This is a genomic window from Ketobacter sp. MCCC 1A13808 (assembly GCF_009746715.1).
Taxonomy (GTDB): domain Bacteria; phylum Pseudomonadota; class Gammaproteobacteria; order Pseudomonadales; family Ketobacteraceae; genus Ketobacter.
In genome coordinates, this window is sequence record NZ_VRKW01000005.1 from 134,850 (window position 1) to 148,007 (window position 13,158).

The following is a 13,158-nucleotide window of genomic DNA, read 5'->3' on the forward strand; positions in this document are numbered from 1 at the left end:
AATAAAGCGCTCAACCGCAGCAAATATTTGAAAAAGCGAGATTTTCTGCTTCACTTAGCCAGTAAAGGTGGCCGGTTGAGGAAAGGCGTATATGAAAGATCCCACGGAAAATGTGGATGCAATGGCCGTTCTGCGTCTGTTTGAAGCCGATGTCACCGGAAGGCGCTATGAGCAGGCTGAAGAGTGCCTTTCCTGGTTAACTAAAAACTGTTCGATACACGCAGCCCAACCCAACAAGGTTATATTGCCCACCTTTGATGAGCGGGAAGTGGTTTATGTTGCTACACGAATGGCAAGTAGCCTGTGTCAGTTATTCAGTGATCCTGGGTTTGGAATATCAGACAAGAAATTCAGCCATTATGCACTTGGGCACGGCAGCCTGATAACCTTGCTCGGGGTGTCGGGGTTTGGTAATGCCGATCATGTGATTCAAAACTTGTTGGAGCCGCTTGAAAACCGAAAGCGGGAATCCGTATCCCGGGAGACATTCAACAAAATTCTATTGCTACACAGTATCGATTCTGAAGTAAAACTACCCTATAGCCAATACCTACAAAGTCATCCACGACATATTCTCTGGCTGGTGTTACTGGCAGTGGCCTCGCTGTTTTGTGTAACAGAACGGGAAAATTCGGCGCGCAATCAGCTAATTTCATCAATGATGCAAGGCTTCGATATCTCGGCATTCGAAACACCTATGCTGGGTTGGCTCTGTATCGCCTGGATGCATTGCAGTTATGCAACTATTCCTGAACGGGATCAATTCAAAAAACTACTGAACCGGATGCTGGTTTACTGGATGAAAGGAATTGGAATAGAACAATATCAAATGGCAAAACAGCACCAGAAACGAAATAAGCCGGTATTGTTAGTGATAAATGAATTCTTTAAATCCAGCCACGCTATGTACCGCTGTTATGCCCCAACCATAATGGCCCTGCGCGAACACTTTTATGTTATCGGGATGACCCAGGAAAAAGATTGTGATGAAGTCTCGGTAAAATGTTTTGATGAACATGAGTATATTGAGTGGCGTGAACATGTCGGCGATTTTCTGGATAAAACAATTAATACAATAAAGAATATCTCCCCGGACGCTATTTACTATCCCAGTGTTGGTATGCAGATTACATCAATTCTACTCGCGAATATAAGATTAGCACCTTGTCAATTCATGACCCTTGGTCATCCCGCCAGCTCACATTCCGATGTTATGGATTACTGCCTAAATGAAAATCAGTTTCTTGGAGACAGTAAACTGTTCTCGGAGAAATTAAGGATAGTAGATGATAATGCATCAAATTTTTCCCCTCATATTGATCAGCCGCCTCGGTCGGAGCTCTTGGGGTGGAAGAAACCATTGCAATCAGGAGAGCCGGTGCGGATTATTATTACCGGCTCTGCGATGAAGATAAATGCTGAGTTTGTCAGTGTGTTGTCGACTATTGAGACGAAAACTGTAAGTGAAGTAGAGTTTCATTTTATCCCTAATCTGAATAATTTGTCGATTTGCCTCTTCCGTAAGAAATTGGCGTCGATGCTGAAGCGGTTCGTGGTACATCCTTCGATGGGTTATCAACAGTATTTGCGTCTAGTCGCCCGTTGTCAGATTCATCTAAGTCCCTTTCCGTTTGGAAGTACCAACAGTCTGGTTGACTCGATGTTACTTGGCTTGCCTTTGGTAGTAATGAAAACAGAAAATTGTGCTTTGCAGATTGATGCAGGCATTATCGGAAAATTACAGCTAGAAGAACTCACACCAGCCGCTTCAAATGACGAATACATTAACCAGGCCTGTCGTCTCATTGATAACCAGGATGCACGTGAGCGTCTTACTCACATGGTCGAGGAGGCAGATATAGAAAAGATTTACTTTGAAATCCGCCCAGCAGAGGCGGAGCGGTGTGCTCAGAAAATACTGGAAATGGTGCTGTATCATGAACCAGACGCCATAAAGTTTGCGCAATAGCGCTGGGACCGGAGAGGTACAGATGACCGGATTAGAAGTCACGTTTCGTCTGCTGGTTTTCCCGCTGGATATTGACAGAGCCCGGGAAATGATCACATTTGCCGGATCACTGGGCGCCGAAGTGATCGGTGCTAGCTCGATAATGAAGACAGTAGAAGCCCGGCAATATTCTGTGACGTCTTTCCATTATTTGCCCTTTGTCACTGAAAGTGCATTTGAAGCGGCCTTTCAGGCTCTGTTGGAAACTGAAAGGATCACTCATGTATATACGCCACACGGTGTGATCTGGTCGCACCTGATGCGCTGTCGTCAACAGCAACCTGAATTCTATCAGTTCCATCTATGCCAGCCATCTCCTTATGAGGAAGACTGGCTGCGACTACTGCCAAGCCAGGCATGGGCTGATCAGGTTATGGCGGATAACTTTGTGGAGGCATTGCATTGTCCGGGGAAAGTAGAAAGGAGAGAACCGCTGCGGTGGGGTCAGCTTGTGAGCCTGCACCAACAGTTTACTCATATTCCCGGGCAATCTGATGATCGTAAATTAGCTGCGCTGACTCATATCGCACGTCTTTTACCATTGGGTAATCTAGTGGAAGTGGGATCTTTCCAGGGCCGGTCAGCCTTTGCAATTGGATGGCTGGCTAAACATTACAGTGTTGGAAATCTGGTGTGTGTTGATCCCTGGGACAATAGCAAAGTTAAAGACCAGGGAGAGCAGGCTCAGATTGTTAATCAGGAGTTGCTTAGTGGGCGGGATATATTGGATCTGGACCAAGTTTTTTATAGTTTCATTGGTGCAGTTTCTTTGCTCGACAATGTGGGCTATATCCGTGAGACCTCCGAAGTTGCCGTAGGAGTTTATAAAAACGCGGTTAGCCAGGGTTTCCTGCCTTCGAATGAACTTAATGCGCTGCCTTTAACTGATCAAATCTCGATGTTGCATATTGATGGCAATCATCGCTACGACTTTGTCCGTCAAGATATAGAACTGTGGCTTCCCCTGGTAATGAATGGCGGGTGGGTATTGTTGGATGATTATGTCTGGGCATTTGGTGATGGTCCCAGGCGTGCTGGAGATGAACTGCTGGCGACCGGAAATTTTGATGTTGCTTTTACTGCTTCAGACACCCTGTTTTTGCGTAAAGGCAATGCGTAGATGAGCAGGGTTTTACTGCTTGATACCAACTTGTCAGCGTACCCAATACATCAGTTTCTTGTGGGGCAGGGGCATGATGTCTTTGTTTTGGGAGGGAATCCTGACGACTATTTGGCGAAAATATCGAAGAACTACATTCAGTATGATTACTCCGATCGGATACACATGCCTGCCATTCTTAATCATTACAAAGTCGATTATCTTGTGCCAGGGTGCAATGATTTATCTTACATCGTTTGTGCAGAATTGAATGAAGTAACGGTCTTCAACGGGATTGATAGTGTTGCAACTACTCATGTTCTAAATAATAAAAAGCAATTTCGGCAATTTGCTATTGAGAACAAAATTCCTGTACCTGTGTTGCTTACGGAGAGTGAAGCGCTGGATCAGTTGCCGGTGATCGTTAAACCTGTCGACTCCTATAGCGGTCGAGGGGTAACCGTTATCAGAAAAAGAGACGATTGCGCACTACAGGAAGCTATTACTCTATCGAAAAGTCAGTCTCGTAGCGGACAATACTTAATAGAAAAGTATGTGCAAGGTCAGCTGCTGAGTCACTCTGCATTTCTGAAAGACCAGAGGATTATGTTAGATTTTTTCGTAGAGGAACAGTGTATTGCGAGCCCTTTCGCAGTTGATACAAGTAGAGTGGTGACAGGTTTGTCGTGCGAGATGTCGGAGAATATTCGTCGGGTAGTCGAGCAGATGGCCGCAAATCTTGGCTTGGCCGACGGACTTTTTCATTCCCAGTTTATCATGCAGGATGATGATTACCGGATTATTGAAGTTACCCGACGTTGTCCGGGTGATCTATATAGTTTATTGATCGAATACTCTACTGGTATTAAGTATGCCGATATGTACACCAATCCGTTTCTGGGTAATCCTCAGGTTGTTGTGGGAACGCCATCAACGAAGCTTATAGTGAGGCATACAATTACCACCCCTGAGGAAACGTATTTTAGTAGCATTAAGTTCATCCGACCGGTGAAACAGGTGGGTTATTTTTCCCTGGCCAGATCCGGAGATCAGATCGGTTTAGCTCCCCTGGGCCGTATAGGGATATTTTTTACTGAGTCGGACTCTCAGGAGGAACAAGCACTCATTTATGATGAGTTGACGCGACGGGTTCTATATGTCATTGAATGAAAACACACAGGCTTTAACGGATCCGGCCGATTCACGCGAGTTTGTAGCCAGAGTGAAGTTAGCTTTACGTATAAAAAAACCGGAGCAATCTGCTTTCACGTTCCTTGAAAATAGACTGGCTATACCCCGGTATATTATTGGCCGGAATGAAGAATCTGTAGCTCTCAGGAAGCTAATCGAAGTGGACGGTGTTATCGATGATTACAATACCGCTCCATGCGATGAGTTTGGCACACCCATCGTTCGAAGTAGTGATTTGCCGGTAGACGCCTGGGTTGTCAATTGCTCCACATCTATAAGTCCTGTCGATGTTAACAGGCGACTTTCCGCATTGAATATTCAAGCTGCCATCGGAATAAATCAGATCATTGAGGCTGCCGGCGGTGTTCTGCGTTGGCCTTGGTTTGTACGTGACCAAAGACAGTCAGTTGAATGCAATATTACTCAGTGGGCTGAGTTATTTGACTCGCTGGCGGATGATGAATCGCAACGTACGCTATTGGATGTGGTGTGTTACCGGCTGACAGCGGATGCGGGGTATATGCAGAATTACGAGGTACGTGTAAATGATCAGTATTTCGAACCATTCATGAACTATTCCCGGGAAGTTTTTGTGGATGCCGGAGGTTTTGATGGTGATACAACTGAAGCATTTTGTCAGCGTTATCCGGATTATAGGTCTGTACACCTATTTGAACCGTCTGCCGCTAATATGCAGGCGGCGAAGCTAAGATTGAGCGCGTATCGGGATATTCATTTTAAACAAGCGGCGCTGTCGGATACCGATGGGCTGCTCAATTTTAATGACAGCCTGGGCTCCGCGTCGACGGTAAGCGATACGTCGTCCGGCCAAGTTAGTGCATGTCGTCTTGATGATGTTTTGGATGGCGAAGTTAGCTTTATAAAAATGGACCTGGAAGGCTGGGAAATGAAAGCACTCGCCGGTGCGAGCGATCTGATTCAAAAGAATCGTAGTAAACTGGCCATTGCGGTATATCACAATGCTAATGATTTCCTGGAGGTTTCGCGATATGTGCTGGCTTTGAACCCTGGACGACAGGTGTATCTACGTCATTATACTCAAGGGTGGTCCGAAACTATTATGTACTTTAAATGACTTTACTCATGCTTTTTTCTGGCAAAGCCGGAATCTTCATGGAGAAGAATATATGAATTTGCTTCAGCAAGAACCACTTCAAATCGCATTTATCGGTGGAGGGGTTCATTCTGCTGTTGGTTATGCCCACTTTAATGCAACCCGGCTGGATGGGCAATTTCGTTTGGTGGCCGGTTGTTTCAGCCGTAATGCGGAACAGAACCAGTTATCTGCATCCACTTATGGTGTAAATCCGGAACGAACCTACCCTACATGGCAGGCTTTGCTGGATGCAGAGTCAGGTCAGCTTGATGCAATCATTGTATTAACTCCGACTCCCGTTCATGCTGAGGTGGTTGTGAGCGCCCTGAATGCCGGGTTCGCGGTAATTTGTGAGAAGGCGTTGGGTATGTCTAGTGAGGAATGTCTCCGGATTGAACAGGTCAGAAGTGAAAAACAGGGTTATCTAGCGGTGACTTTTAACTACTCAGGTTATCCTATGGTACGTGAGATAAGACGGACTATTCGGGAAGGTAAGCTAGGAACATTACAACAAATCCAGGTTGAAATGCCACAGGAAGGGTATTTGCGTAAAGGCGCAAATCCCCAAATTTGGCGGCGTAGCGATTATGGTGTTCCCACTGTGTCACTCGATCTTGGTGTTCATGTACACCATTTAGTGGATTTTATCACACTCGGTAAAAAGCCAGTCAGCGTAGTTGGGGACCAAGCCAGCTATGGCCAGTTCGCTGAGGTTATAGATAATGTTTATAGTATCGCTCGCTATGAAGATAACGTGCGCGTGCAGAGCTGGTGGGGCAAGTCTGCTCTGGGTTATCGCAATGGGCTGCGTATCCGTGTGTTCGGCAGCGAAGGCAGTGCTGAATGGTATCAGATGGATCCGGAGATTCTGAGTTTTTCGGACAACACCGGGAGAACATTTCGTCTTGATCGTGGCTCCTCGGAAGCCGGATTGGCAATGGAGTCACGCTATAACCGGTTTAAAGCTGGGCATCCGTCCGGCTTTATCGAAGCTTTTGCAAACCTATATGCTGATATTGCCACAGATGTCCGTTGTTATCGAAATGGATGCCCGGATACGAATGAATTTGTTTATGGTTCACTGAATGCTGCTGAAGGCATGCTGTTTCTTGAAAAAGTTTCGGAATCTTCCAAAACGAATAAATGGGTTTTAATCTGAGGATATAATCCAGTTTATCTGGCAGTTTCGGACTTCACAATTCTCCAAAAACGTCGCCGAAAAAATTCCAAGCTATCCGTGTTTTGTAAATGGCCTTTATCCTGTAGTTTCTGGTGCAGTTCAGAAAGCCGGTAATAGGGGATAGAAGGGAACAGGTGGTGTTCACCATGATAATTCATCCCCGCATAGAGTATCGATAACCAACGGGGAAGAATTAAAGTGCGGGAAAATAATAGTGGGCCGTTTTCTTTGTGGTCAGCAAGCCCTGTGTGCTGAGCGGCCGCTAGCAGTCTGTTAGGGAAAGTTGCAGTAAAAGGTGCGCACCAGAAAATCATTCCTGCCATCAATCCGCCAGAAAGTATCAGCGCAATCAATATCCCTGTTTGTAATATCGCAATCCTTCGGGCATGCATTGTAACGCTGGCGTTTTGATCCGGGATGTGTTCAATCTGAATAGGGTTGAAGGATATTGTTCTTCCAGCGGAGTTTAGTACCAGGTAAACAGATCGTCGGGCCATCATTCGAATATCTATGAGACAATAGAAAAAAATATCCAGAGGCCGGAAGCTTTGTTGTATGGTAGCTTCCATATCCTTTTCTGAAAAGGTATTTATATGATGAACTTTGTGAGAAATTTCAAAGAAAGCTGGGTTATTCCAGAGTACATAACTTGAAATTAAATAGAGAGTTCTATTAAGACGTTTTTGGGGGAAAACCTTTCCATGAAAAAGCTCATGGGACAAGCCAGCGTATCCTAAGAATTGAAGGCACGCTGAATGTAAAAGAAATAAAACGAAAAAAATTAGAAAATGATCACCCTGAAATGCTAATAACGCACAGGAAATCAGTGCTGCATGCAGGATTATCCTAAATATAATATGAGAAAAAGGAGTAAGGTATTCAGATTTATTTAAAGATATGAGCTCTTCCTTGCTTAATACATTGGACATAATGATTTTCAGACACCCACCAGAATGAATGCGCACAAACTTCCCTGAACGTGATAAACACACTTATATCGCGATTTTATTTCCTTAGATAGATATTCCGTAACACCGGAATGGATGTCTGATGAAAAGTCGTGCCAGACAATGATTCCTCTGGGCATTGCTTCCAGAACCAGAGCAGTATCCTTCGCCACGGTACCAATGTCATGTCCACCGTCAATAAAAGCAAAATCCAATTCACCGACTTCTTTTTTGTAATCCATGGTGGTTGAATCCCGCTTGATCAACGTAATGCGCGATCTATCGTCGTTTGAAAGGCCTTCAAGATAAACTTCGCCTTCCTGGTTTTGTACCGTACGAAGGTAATCATCATTGTAATCACCATCTAATAACACCCTTTTGTATTCAAAGTGCTCGGATGTACCTTTTTTCTGGTTGGGTAGGTCCACAGAATAAATCGAAGCGGAATCCGTATTTTCTACCAGCATACGGGTGGTGTACCCCAAATAGGTACCGATTTCCAGAATGTTCCTGGCTCCAGTTATATCAATCAAAGAAAGCAATACAACTTGGTCAACTAAGGTAATGCTGCCGATTTCCACCGGCGGGAATAATACGTTCGAGCTCCTGAGGCCGAATTTCTCACGATGGAATTGCAATAGCACCTTGAGCTTGATAGTGCTAATTTTATCCGTCGTATCGGTATGGCTGACGAGAATCTCTTTGAGTTCGTTTAACATATTGTTCCTGCTCTGTTTATTTGAATCCCATTGACGTTCAAGTTTAGTTTAACAGGGGTTCATTATTGTGCCTTACGTGAAGGGTAAAAAATTGACGCTTGGGTCCAGCGAGGCCAGACATGAAAGGTATTCGCCAAACAGTTGGCGGGGAGTCGATAGAGTGATAAGAATAGAAGTTTTTATTCGAATCAATTTTAGAATTATAACCCGATGACGCGGAAAGAGTAGTCAAAAAATAGCATTAAAAACAACGGTATATAGTCATTTTTGTTGAAATTAAAAATAAGCACTAATTTTATCCTGCAGCCCTAAAGTTCAAAACTCCAGCGCCGATAACTTAAGTGAAGGCGGATGACGCAGTTCACACGGCCTCCAACAAACCGAGGCAATACCAAACAAGTTAAACCTCAATGGTCATTGAGGTCGTGTTTCACAGCAGGAGATTTACCATGCCAAGCATTATCAACACCAACGTATCATCTTTATCGGCGCAGCGTAACCTGAACAAATCTCAGGGTTCACTGCAGACTTCACTGGAACGTCTGTCTTCTGGTCTGCGCATTAACAGTGCTAAAGACGACGCAGCAGGCCTTGCGATTTCTAACCGTTTTACCACTCAGATCCGCGGTATGAACGTTGCGGTTCGTAATGCAAACGATGGAATTTCCTTCGCCCAGACGACAGAAAGTGCGCTGGATGAAATCACAACTTCCTTGCAACGTATTCGTGATCTTGCGGTTCAGTCTGCTAATGATTCGAACAGTGCATCTGACCGTCAATCTTTGCAGGCTGAAGTAGACCAACTGGTTTCTGAAATTGATCGTATTGCCGGTACTACAACCTTTAACGGTACCAAAGTAGCCAATGGTTCCGCCAGCACACTTAATTTCCAGGTTGGCGCTCAAGCCGGCGAGACCGTATCGGTTAAGGGCGTAGACGCTCGTACTTCTGCTCTGGGTTCACAGCCCGGTGCCGTTGCGACTACATTCGATGCGGGGAATGCCGCAGGTGCTAACCAATCTGCCCTTGAGATCCGAATCGGTTCCTCAGCTAACGCGACTTCCGTTGATGTTCTGTCTGCAGCTAATGGTGGAACTATTACCGGAGCTGCCGTTGCTGATTTGGAAGATACCGAAGCCGATGATTATGGTACCGGTTTTGCGAAATCGCTGGCTGACCGCATCAACTCGCTACGTGAAGATGGTGTAGAAGGTCTGGAAGGGGTTTATGCCAGTGCAAAAACCACTTTTGAAACAACCGATGTGGCTAGCACCGTCGCTGGTGATGCCTATGTTGGTAGTGGCAGTTTAGCTAATGCTGATTTCAGCATTAACGGTGTCAATATCGGCCCTGTTGAAGTTCAGGAAAAAGACGCCAATGGCGCTTTAACAACTGCGATTAATGCCAAGTCCGATGTTACTGGCGTTACTGCGAGCATTGACGAAAGCGGAAACCTGTTGTTAACCGCTGAAGATGGCCGCGATATTGTGGTTGATGCAACGGATGCTGGCGCTGATATTCTTTGGGGTGGTGATGGTAATAATATAACTGCGGTAACCAACGGCATCAAAACCGGTGAACTGACCATATCAGCGCAGGATACCATCAACATAGACACGTCCACAGGTGGTTTGGGTAGCGAAGATGCCGACCGCACAAACGTTCAAGCAACCGGTTCAGTTGCCAATGCAGATGTAACCACTGTTGAAGGCGCCAACATCACCATGGAAGCGATTGACAGTGCTCTGGGCCAGATTGACTCTTTCCGGGCAGATCTGGGTGCGGTTCAAAACCGATTTGAATCCACTATCCGAAACCTGTCAGCAGTGTCCGAAAGTCTGTCAGCTTCTCGTTCACGAGTACTGGATGCCGACTTTGCTGCTGAGACCGCTAACCTGTCCAAGAACCAGGTTCTGCAACAAGCAGGTATCTCGGTGCTGGCTCAAGCTAACGCCTTGCCACAACAAGCGTTATCACTGCTTGGATAAGGTCTAGCACCTTAGCCAAATGGTATATGTAGAAACGAGCGAGCCCCGGGATGGAAACATTCCGGGTGCTCGCGTTTGTATAATCCCGTCGGGTGATCGTTATGATTAACAATAGTCCGTCCAGTATTGAAGTGGCGAGTGGCTTGACTGCGAAGGGGGTGCAGACTAAGCCTGTGGATAATCCGGATAAAAAAATCGAAGTGGTATCTGCAACAGAAGAATCGACTTCAGTAGAAAACAAAGAAGTCTTAAGCAATGCGCCGGTGTCCATGCAGGACGAAGAAAAGGCACTCCAGCAAGCGATCAAAGCCAGCGTTGCAGAAGTAATTCCGAAAGTTCGTGAGTTGATGCAGAAGAATCAACGAAGTTTGGACTTCAAAGTGGCAGAACAGGAAAACAGGGTCATAATTACAGTTATAGACAAGGAAACCGACGAAGTTATTCGTCAGATCCCCCCTGAAGATGTAATTCAGATTGCGAAAAGTATGGGGCAGGGTATTGATGATGCGTTGTTGGGTATTCTGGTTGATTCGTACGCCTAAACTGCTTCGGCCCTTTAGGCAGGGTAAAGCGCAGCAAAGGTAACAGAGGGTATGAGATGTCAGGGTATCCCATAACGATTCCTTATCTGGTGCCGGACATGCCGGCGGCTGCTGAGTTGTTGCCTTTTTTGTCGGAATTGGACGATACCCGCTGGTACTCCAATTTTGGACCGCTGGCGGAACGCTTAAATAATCAGATCAAAGAAACTCATTTTAGAACCCACACTGTGCATACTTTGTTATGCAACTCAGGTACTGCCGCGCTCGAATTGGGACTGAAAGCACTCAATTTGAAGCCTGGTTCTCAAATTCTTATCCCGTCTTTTACGTTTCCGGCATCGGCAAATGCGGTGGAGAACTGCGGATTTATTCCCGTGTTTTGTGATGTCGACCCGGTCAGTTGGGTGCTTACACCGGAAATAGCCAAAGCCGCATTGGGCTATTTGGATTTTGATGCCGTGCTGCCAGTTGCTGCTCTGGGCAGGCCACTTCCTGCCGGAGAATGGAGCCGATTCTTTGCGGAGACTAAGATACCGGTGTTAATTGACGCTGCCCCGGCTCTGGGTACGCAGCAGGTGGCGGAAAATGTTCATGTTGCCTATAGCATGCACGCGACTAAAGCATTCGGTGTAGGAGAGGGTGGAGTGCTGGCAAGTTATGATGGAACACTTATACAGAACGCCCGCCGTTACTCAAATTTTGGTATGGACTCGACCGGTATGGTGGTGGCCGCGGGGACCAACGCGAAGATCAGCGAGTATCATGCTGCGGTGGGGCTGGCTCAGATTGAGCGTTGGCAGAATCTCCAGCTCAAGCGTGCCAGGATTGAAATGGCCTACCTGAATTTCCATCGGGTTAGCGCTGATTTTTGGTCATTGCAATCGTATTCGGATTCATCAGGCGCTCCGGATAGGCTCGTATCGTTGCCATCCCGCAATGTACGTTCAGCGATGCCGGTTAAATTGCACGATGATTTAAAAATTGGGATCAAAGATGTGCAAGCGCTTTTAGCTACCAAAGGCATCGAAACTCGACTTTGGTACAATCCCGGCTTGCACAATCATGGCCGTTGGCAGCATTGCCGGCGTATCGGAGCGGACGGCAAGTCTATTTTGACGGTTGTGGACCATTTGAATAATCGTGTTATCGGATTACCATTCCATAATTTTCTGGCAGAAAGTGATATTCGCACCGTTGTGCATGGCCTCTGGCAAGTGCTCGAAAGCGACAAAATATCTGCGTTAACCCGCTAAACACCTTTCGTTCGCACCATTGGAATTAATTACAAGCGTTGCTCGGCGGATGTATCGATGGTGTATACATGAATCCCGCCCTGAAAGTAACTGGTTCCAATTAAATCTCCTGCATTTCCAATCAGACCCTGGTCTACTGCCAGACTGCTAAGCTGGATGCGATCACTTGGTATTTTTTTGATGAGGTGATTACTGCCTATATCCAGCAGGGTGATATAGTTTTTTACCAGGCCGTTAATTGGTGAGAATTCCGTAACAGCCAGTGTGTCGCCGCTGAGTGTAAGATCATCCATAAAATGAAAAGGCCCGGTCTTGTAGATTCTTGTTGGTTCGCCGGCATTTCCTTCAGCGTCTATATTAACCCGAAACAGGCTTTGACCTCCGACAAAATACAACGACTCACCGCCTTTAACTAATCCGTTTGGCAGTAACATGCCGGGTCCGGCGGATAACCACTCACCCAGTTCAAAGTGCAGGTTTTCGTGATCGGTGATGGTTAAACGGACGATGGCTGGGCCAGCGAAGTTAAGAGCGGTTCCTGACTGAGACGCGGAAAGTAATAGAGTGTCGGAGTCCAGCGTTACCATGCCGTTGTACCAAACGGGGTTCTCGAATGGTTTAATCTGGATGCGGGCGGCGGCACTGGTGCCAGGGAGAATCTTATAAAATGCTGCCGCAGCAGGGCGGCCAAGCAATAACAAAAATGGATTCCATTGGTTGTAAGCGGCGTAAAGGTGCTCTCCATCTGTGGTTAATCCGGAGAAAAAGCCATTGCGGCTGTTCGACGGTTTCGCCACCTGCAAACACGTGGTGAGTCCTGAAACCGCTTCATAAAAGCAATCCGGACTGATATCCACTGAGCGTTTTATTTCGAAAATCCCTCGGTCGCCCGCTACAAAATAACGGCCATCCGGCATCACTACCGCATTTTCGGTGGCGCCTATTGCGCTATTATCCAAAACCATTTCTGCTTGAGAGGGCGTAACAGAAATCAGAACCCAAAACGCCAGTAAAGAAAGAACAACGAAATTCCCTGTCATGGTGATGCTCCACATTAGTATTGCTATTGCTTTTATCGGATTAGTCCGGGAATCGTATGCAGTTCCATAGAACT

11 protein-coding genes and 1 pseudogene are annotated in these 13,158 nt (G+C 46.2%); 9 read left to right on the forward strand and 3 right to left on the reverse strand.

Annotated features, from left to right (window positions below; genetic code table 11):
* Positions 1-91 precede the first annotated feature (91 nt).
* The 5 genes from FT643_RS11815 to FT643_RS11835 are packed head-to-tail and all read left to right on the forward strand — an operon-like array spanning position 92 to position 6,574.
* Positions 92-1,969: a hypothetical protein gene (locus tag FT643_RS11815; RefSeq protein ID WP_156871603.1), complete on the forward strand. Its 1,878-nt coding sequence runs from the start codon at positions 92-94 to the stop codon at positions 1,967-1,969.
* A 22-nt stretch (positions 1,970-1,991) separates the two neighbouring features.
* The gene (locus FT643_RS11820) at positions 1,992-3,128 is read left to right on the forward strand and encodes a class I SAM-dependent methyltransferase (protein WP_156871604.1); all 1,137 of its coding nucleotides are present in this window, start codon (positions 1,992-1,994) and stop codon (positions 3,126-3,128) included.
* Positions 3,129-4,277: an ATP-grasp domain-containing protein gene (locus FT643_RS11825; protein ID WP_156871605.1), complete on the forward strand. Its 1,149-nt coding sequence runs from the start codon at positions 3,129-3,131 to the stop codon at positions 4,275-4,277.
* Positions 4,264-5,394, forward strand: coding sequence for an FkbM family methyltransferase (locus FT643_RS11830; protein ID WP_156871606.1), 1,131 nt, complete (start codon positions 4,264-4,266; stop codon positions 5,392-5,394). Before FT643_RS11825 ends, FT643_RS11830 begins: the two co-directional genes overlap by 14 nt.
* Before the next feature lie 52 nt (positions 5,395-5,446).
* Positions 5,447-6,574 (forward strand): Gfo/Idh/MocA family protein, encoded by a 1,128-nt coding sequence (locus FT643_RS11835; protein WP_156871607.1) that lies wholly within the window; start codon positions 5,447-5,449, stop codon positions 6,572-6,574.
* Positions 6,575-6,588: 14 nt separating this feature from the next.
* Here FT643_RS11835 and FT643_RS11840 read toward each other — a convergent pair whose 3' ends face one another.
* Both FT643_RS11840 and FT643_RS11845 read right to left on the reverse strand, forming a co-directional pair.
* Positions 6,589-7,524 carry a fatty acid desaturase family protein gene (locus tag FT643_RS11840; protein WP_156871608.1) on the reverse strand — a complete coding sequence of 312 codons (936 nt, stop codon included), beginning with the start codon at positions 7,522-7,524 and terminating at the stop codon, positions 6,589-6,591.
* 8 nt (positions 7,525-7,532) lie between these two features.
* Positions 7,533-8,261, reverse strand: a complete 729-nt coding sequence (locus FT643_RS11845; protein WP_156871609.1) for a class I SAM-dependent methyltransferase — start codon at positions 8,259-8,261, stop codon at positions 7,533-7,535.
* Positions 8,262-8,710: 449 nt separating this feature from the next.
* On the opposite strand from FT643_RS11845, the pseudogene FT643_RS23795 reads away from it, so the two are divergent.
* From FT643_RS23795 to FT643_RS11860, 4 genes and pseudogenes are all read left to right on the forward strand, one after another.
* Positions 8,711-9,721, forward strand: a pseudogene (locus tag FT643_RS23795) (flagellin N-terminal helical domain-containing protein); the annotation flags it as partial.
* Between the two features lie 27 nt (positions 9,722-9,748).
* On the forward strand, positions 9,749-10,249 hold the full coding sequence (locus FT643_RS23440) for a flagellin (RefSeq protein WP_317622016.1): 501 nt from the start codon (positions 9,749-9,751) through the stop codon (positions 10,247-10,249).
* Between the two features lie 101 nt (positions 10,250-10,350).
* Complete coding sequence (locus tag FT643_RS11855; protein WP_156871611.1) at positions 10,351-10,791, forward strand: flagellar protein FlaG; 441 nt, start codon at positions 10,351-10,353, stop codon at positions 10,789-10,791.
* Positions 10,792-10,847: 56 nt separating this feature from the next.
* On the forward strand, positions 10,848-12,044 hold the full coding sequence (locus tag FT643_RS11860) for an aminotransferase class I/II-fold pyridoxal phosphate-dependent enzyme (RefSeq protein ID WP_156871612.1): 1,197 nt from the start codon (positions 10,848-10,850) through the stop codon (positions 12,042-12,044).
* 29 nt (positions 12,045-12,073) lie between these two features.
* Here the strand turns inward: FT643_RS11860 and FT643_RS11865 are convergent, their stop codons facing one another.
* The gene (locus FT643_RS11865; protein ID WP_156871613.1) at positions 12,074-13,084 is read right to left on the reverse strand and encodes a hypothetical protein; all 1,011 of its coding nucleotides are present in this window, start codon (positions 13,082-13,084) and stop codon (positions 12,074-12,076) included.
* Positions 13,085-13,158: the final 74 nt, after the last annotated feature.